Origin of the sequence: Bacillus sp. UNC438CL73TsuS30, from assembly GCF_000482325.1 — a bacterium.
GTDB lineage: Bacteria > Bacillota > Bacilli > Bacillales > Cytobacillaceae > Neobacillus.
Genome location: NZ_AXVA01000019.1, coordinates 140,747 through 146,746, shown reverse-complemented (window position 1 = coordinate 146,746; position 6,000 = coordinate 140,747). Strand labels below are relative to the sequence as shown.

Sequence of the window (6,000 nt, the reverse complement as noted above, 5' to 3'; positions counted from 1 at the left end):
ACTTCCAGCTTTTCCTCATGAGAGGAAAAGGATTATCCGGTATTAGCTCCGGTTTCCCGAAGTTATCCCAGTCTTACAGGCAGGTTGCCCACGTGTTACTCACCCGTCCGCCGCTAACCAAAAGAGCTGCGCTCCTATTGATTCGCTCGACTTGCATGTATTAGGCACGCCGCCAGCGTTCGTCCTGAGCCAGGATCAAACTCTCCAAGAAAGTTGATATAGCTCATTTGTTACGTTGGCTCATGTTCTCTATATAATAGAAGAAACATGATTATTATTGTTTGTTGACGTTTTTGTTTGTTTAGTTTTCAAAGAACAAATTTTCTTTACCGCTCGTTTAAGCGGCAAGATTTATTGTATCATTTCGTTTGAGGTAAGTCAACAAAAAGTTATTTTTGAATAATTTTTGTTTCACTCACTTCCGAAGCGACTTAATTAGAATATAACATTAAAACACATTCGTCAATATATTTTTTTAGATTTAAAATCGGAAAAACAAAAATGAAAAATTCGGGTGGTGGCACCACCCGAATTTTGTCTAATTCACACTCTATTTTTTAATGCTGATTAATTTTATTTCGGTCATTTCTTCAATGGCATACTTTAGGCCTTCGCGTCCGATTCCGCTTTCTTTTACGCCGCCGTAAGGCATGTGGTCGACGCGGAAGGTTGGGATGTCGTTAATCATGACGCCGCCTACTTCTAGTTCTTCGGCTGCATGAAGTGCTTTAAAGATGTCATTTGTGTAGATTCCCGCTTGAAGTCCGTATCTTGAATCATTCACATAGGCAATAGCTTCTTCAACGGAAGCCACTTTGTTAATCATAACAATTGGTGCAAATACCTCTTGGCAGGAAACCTTTTGTTTCGGATCAACATTTAATAGAACGGTTGGCTCAACAATATTTCCTTCACGCCCGCCACCCGCTGCAACAACTGCGCCGGACTGCCTTGCTTCCTCAATCCACGATAGTGCTCTTTCAGCATCTTTCGGACTGATAACAGCAGAAACATCTGTGCTTGGATCAAGCGGGCTGCCGAGTTTCAATGTCTTCGTTTGGGCAACGAATTTTTCGATAAACTCCTCATATAGGTCTTCATGGACATAAACCCTTTGTAATGAAATACAAACCTGGCCGGCAAAGGAAAAGGCACCAGTAACGGTTCTTGGGATAATCGAATCAATGTCGACACCTTTATCAACGATTAGCGCAGAGTTGGAGCCAAGCTCAAGGGTTACCTTCTTCAATCCGGCTTTATTGCGGAGACCAATTCCTACCGCAGGACTGCCTGTAAAGGTAATGACTTTTACACGGTCATCCTGGATTAAGCGGTCGCCGACAACACTTCCACTTCCTGTTACCACATTGATGGCGCCATCAGGTAAGCCCGCTTCTTGAAGCAGTTCCGCTAAGAAAATGGAAGTTAACGGCGTTTGTGATGCCGGCTTCAATACGACTGTATTCCCTGCTGCAATCGCTGGACCAACTTTATGAGCCACTAAATTCATCGGAAAGTTAAATGGAGTAATCGCTGCCACTACGCCGACTGGCTCCCTTAACGTAAACGTAATCCGGCCTTCTCCGCCTGGGGCTGCATCCAGAGGAATCGTTTCCCCATGAATACGTCTTGCTTCTTCCGCTGCAAATTTATAGGTCATAATTGTCCGCGCTACCTCAGCCTTTGCTGTCGTCCAAGGCTTTGCCGCTTCAAGTGCGAGCAAACGGGTACATTCTTCTTCATTTTTCGTTAAAAGCTCGACTAATTTTTCTAAAATCGATGCACGTTGATGTGCCGGCATTTTTGCCATAACAGGTCTTGCCTTCTCGGCAGCTGCAATCGCATCATCTACATCCTGTGCATCAGCATAGGCAATTTCAGCCAGCAGTTCATTATTGTAAGGACTGTATAATGGACGGTACTCTTTCGTTTCCTTCCATTGTCCATCTATTAAAAGATGCTTTTTCATCTAAAACACTCCTATTCTTTTAAACCAATTTTTTAAATATGGCTTCAATTATATCAAGAGCCTCATCTAATTGATCATCGGTAATGACAAGCGGAGAAAGGAAGCGAAGTACATTACCGTATAATCCAGCACTTAGTACAATCACACCTTGCTTTTGACATTCTGCAACAAGCTTGTTCGTTAAGTCCTTGTCAGGCTCTTTTGTTTGCGGATCTTTTACAAGTTCAACCGCACACATTGCACCTAATCCGCGGACATCACCAATTACATCATATGTTTCTTTTAAACTGTTGAAACGAGAGATAATTTTTTCGCCAATTACATTTGCGCGATCGAGAAGTTGATCTTCTTCAATCGTTTCAATTACCTTTAAGCCGGCCACACATCCAAGCGGACTTCCGCCATACGTGCCGCCAATTTCTCCCGGTGCAGCAGCATCCATAATTTCAGCACGGCCTGTTACAGCACTAAGTGGCAACCCGGCAGCGATTGATTTTGACATAGTCATCAGGTCTGGAACAACATCAAAGTGTTCAATCGCGAACATTTTCCCTGTTCGTCCAAAACCGGTTTGGATTTCATCCGCAATAAATAGAATACCATGTTGTTCACAAATCCGTTTCACGCCTTGTACAAAGGTCTTGGACGGAACAATAAATCCGCCTTCACCTTGAACGGGTTCCATAATAATCGCTGCAATTTCTTCTGCAGGAACTTCAGATTTGAAAAAGTCCTCAAGTTGATGTAATAGATTTGCATCAAGCTCTTCCTGGCTTACACCGAATGGCGCACGATAATAATAAGGGTAGCGTACTTTATACGTATCCGGTGCAAATGGACCAAAACCAAATTTGTAAGGTTTCACTTTACTTGTTAATGACATTGCCAGTAGTGTTCTACCATGGAAGGCACGGTCAAAAGAGAGAATAGCCTTTCTTCCTGTATATTTACGAGCAATTTTCACTGCATTTTCAACTGCTTCTGCACCGCTGTTTAGGAAAAAGGTCTTTTTCGCATGGGAACCAGGTGTAATTTCGTTTAACTTTTCAGCAAGTTCAATATATGGTTCGTACATCATCACGTTAAAGCCTGGGTGAAGATACTTTTGAATTTGCTCTGTTAATGCTTCAACCACTTTTGGCGGGCAATGACCTGTATTTTGTGTACCAATCGCTCCAGCTAAATCAATATAAACATTTCCGTCCACATCTTCTAAGATTGCTCCATTACCTTTTGCTGCAAAGGATGGAACATTATTCGATACTCCAACCGGTACATTATTTGCTCTTCTTTCTAAAAGGGCTTGTGCTTTTGGCCCTGGAATAGATGTTTTAAGTTCAATTGTTTTAGTTGTTGTACTCATGTTATTAACCCCTTTTTTAATTTATTCAACTACTAATCTATAATGCAAGAAGTGTGCCAAGCGCGTTAATTCCCATTTTACAATCAATCACAGAGAAATATCATTCAAAAGTGAATAATCGCTATTCATAATTAAATGGATTAATAGAGTTCTCTTCTCCTGTCAGATAAATAGTCGAAAACAGCGCTAGATTTTTTAAAATTCTCGAAAGAAAGATCAATGATTTGCACCGTTTCAACATCGTCAGCAATTTCCGTAATGATTTTTCCATCCGGCCCAATGACTGCACTTTGCCCATGATACTCATATTTTGAATTTGCCCCGATGCGATTACAGTAAACCACAAAGATTTGATTTTCGAGCGCTCTTGACTGAATAAATAAGCGATGGATATATTCGTATGGTGCCATATTGGCCGAATTGACGATTAAGAGATTTATCCCTTGTAATGCAAGTGCCCTTGCCGGCTCAGGAAATTCTATATCATAGCAGGTGAGAAACCCCAATGAAAGGCCGTCTTGGCTCAAGGCTATAAGCTCGTTCCCCTTGCTGAATAGTTCATTTTCTTCAGTAAAGAGATGTGTTTTACGATAATAAGCCAATGCCTCGCCATCTTTCCCTACCAAGCAGGAGGTAATATAGATTTCCTCATCAGAGACATACTCTGGAAAAGAATACAGTAATGATACAGGGTAATCTGCCAGCATGCGTTGAATCCGGTTAAAACTCTCCCCTTCGCGCGGTTCTGCTATTCCTGTCAATTGGTCCTTCGATACTAAGCCGGTCAGGTTTAATTCCGGTAAAATCAAGAGATCTGCCGATTCCTTCCACGCATTCTTAACGGCAGATTCCATTTTTATTAAATTTTCTTCTTTATTTCCATCCGCTACAGCTAGCTGTGCGAGTGCAATTCTATAGATTTTTTCCACTTATATGCCTCCCATTAGCGATAAAAGAAGGGCTTCATCTAAGCCCTTCCCTTATTTTCATCCTTATACAGCCTCATCCATTTCCTCAAAATGCATTTCCGGCGGCTGCTTTTTAAACATTTTTGTAAGAACAAGTAAATAGACAAATCCGATTACTGCCCAAGTACCGCCTAAAATTAGTGCATTTTTATCAAGATTTACAAACAGCCAAATATCGAAGCAGCAGCCTATGGCTGGAAATAATAAATAGAAAATCTTTTCTTTTCCTGCCCGTTTACCGCCTTTTATATAAAAGTGAGCAATAACGGAAACGTTTACTAAAATAAAGGCAACAAACGCACCAAAGTTTATAAATGAGGTGGAAGTTGACACACTTAGCTTTAATGACAGTAACCCAATCACAGCTACAACAAGAATATTCAGTACAGGTGTTTTAAACTTTGGATGGAGATAGCCAAAGATTTTTTTCGGAAGTACGGAATCGCGGCCCATTGCATACAGCAATCTTGATGCACTTGCTTGAGCGGAAATTCCTGAAGCAAACTGGGCGATAATAATCCCTGCTAAGAAAATGGCGCTAAATAAGTTCCCGCCTATTTGCTTAGCAATTTCAAACCCTGCAGAATCTACCGCTTTGAAATGCGTAAAATCCGGGTGAGCTAAATGAGTGAAATAGGTAGAAACAACAAAAATCAATCCACCGATAACAGTTGTCAAAATGATGGCTCTTGGGATCGTTTTTTCAGGATTTCTTGTTTCTTCGGTAAAGGTTGAAATGGCATCAAAACCTAAGAATGAGTAGCAGGCAATTGATGCTCCAGCCAGGACAAATGAAAACGAAACATGAGTATTCACGAACGGGCTTACGGAAAGAAGTGTACCGGCACCGCCACCGCCTAATACGCTCTTAATACTTAAAATAATAAATAGTGCAATAACTAAAAATTGAAACACCATCATAAGAAAGTTGACCTTAGTACTCAATTTGATTCCAAGAATATTGATTGCGGTTGTAACAAATATAAATAAGAGGATCCATAACCATGATGGTACAGAAGGAAATGCCGCATTCAAATAAGCACTTCCAATCAGCCAGATGGCCATTGGTATAAAGACATAATCGAGCAGGGTAGCCCAGCCGACCATAAATCCGAGGTGTGAATTAAGAGATTTACGTGTATAGGTATAGGCAGATCCGGCAACAGGATAAGCTTTAACCATATGCGTATAGCTGAAGGCAGTAAAAAACATTGCAATTAAGGCAACCAAATAAGCGCTTGCCTCAAGTCCATGGGTTACTTCTGCAACCGTCCCATAGATTCCAAACACAATCATCGGAGCTAAATAAGCAAGTCCAAATAAAACTAGATGTGTTAATGTAAGTGATCGTTCAAACGATACCTCTTGTTTTTCCATATATGTTCCCCCTTAAGTTGTCGTAAAACTTATAAGATAACGTTCATTTTTTGTAAACGCTATCTATTTGACTAGTCACCCTTATTGGAAAAGTCAGAAAATTATAGCCGTGGCTTTGATTCCTCCCTCACTTATTATGGCAGTACAACTTTCCCTCTACCCTTATACTTTTAAACTATCCCTATTATTCTAATATGCATATTTCGTGCCAATCCTTTAAATATCGACATATCAACTATGTTTATAGATATAAAACGATAGTTCATTCATTTTTGAATGATAATTATTCAAAAATGAATGAACTGCTCATTTGGCTATATTAG

General features: G+C 40.5%; 4 protein-coding genes and 1 rRNA gene. All 5 read right to left on the bottom strand.

Features of this window, described 5'->3' with window-relative positions; genetic code table 11:
• Positions 1-211 (bottom strand): 16S ribosomal RNA (locus M028_RS0109100); the annotation flags it as partial.
• 339 nt (positions 212-550) lie between these two features.
• On the bottom strand, positions 551-1,969 hold the full coding sequence (locus M028_RS0109095; RefSeq protein ID WP_026573647.1) for an aldehyde dehydrogenase family protein: 1,419 nt from the start codon (positions 1,967-1,969) through the stop codon (positions 551-553).
• A 19-nt stretch (positions 1,970-1,988) separates the two neighbouring features.
• Positions 1,989-3,332, bottom strand: coding sequence for a 4-aminobutyrate--2-oxoglutarate transaminase (gabT, locus tag M028_RS0109090; protein WP_026573646.1), 1,344 nt, complete (start codon positions 3,330-3,332; stop codon positions 1,989-1,991).
• Between the two features lie 140 nt (positions 3,333-3,472).
• The gene (locus M028_RS29675) at positions 3,473-4,261 is read right to left on the bottom strand and encodes a carbon-nitrogen hydrolase family protein (protein WP_051590981.1); all 789 of its coding nucleotides are present in this window, start codon (positions 4,259-4,261) and stop codon (positions 3,473-3,475) included.
• A gap of 63 nt (positions 4,262-4,324) precedes the next feature.
• Positions 4,325-5,677, bottom strand: coding sequence for an APC family permease (locus M028_RS0109080; protein ID WP_026573645.1), 1,353 nt, complete (start codon positions 5,675-5,677; stop codon positions 4,325-4,327).
• Between the last annotated feature and the right edge of the window lie 323 nt (positions 5,678-6,000).